Source organism: Lacinutrix sp. MEBiC02595 (assembly GCF_053601555.1).
In genome coordinates, this window is record NZ_JBSHNU010000141.1 from 1 (window position 1) to 418 (window position 418).

1 pseudogene is annotated in these 418 nt (G+C 35.4%); it reads right to left on the reverse strand.

Annotated features, from left to right (window positions below):
• A pseudogene (locus tag ACVCZW_RS02090) lies at window positions 1-418 on the reverse strand (hypothetical protein); the annotation flags it as partial.

Genomic DNA, 418 nt, shown 5'->3' on the forward strand with positions numbered 1-418 from the left:
TTAGCAACATCTAAAACAGTCGGGTTTCCATCTTCATCGGTGTAAGTTAATGTTCCGTCGTTGTTGTCAACTAAAGTTGTTAAAGCTTCCAGGTTAGCTATGATTGCAGTTAAATCTAATTGTGTAGTAATGCCGTCTTCATCCGTGTAATCGATGTTTGTATTGTCTGTGTTTAAAGCAATAGATGTTAATGTTTCCAAGTTAGCAACGTCTAAAATAGTTGGGTTTCCATCTTCATCGGTATAGGTTAATGTTCCGTCGTTGTTGTCTACTAATGTAGTAAGTGCTTCTAAATTTGCTACGATAGCAGATAAATCTAATTGTGTAGTAACGCCATCTTCGTCTGTATAATCGATGTTTGTATTATCTGTGTTTAAAGCAATCGAAGTAAGTGTTTCCAGATTAGCAACATCTAAAA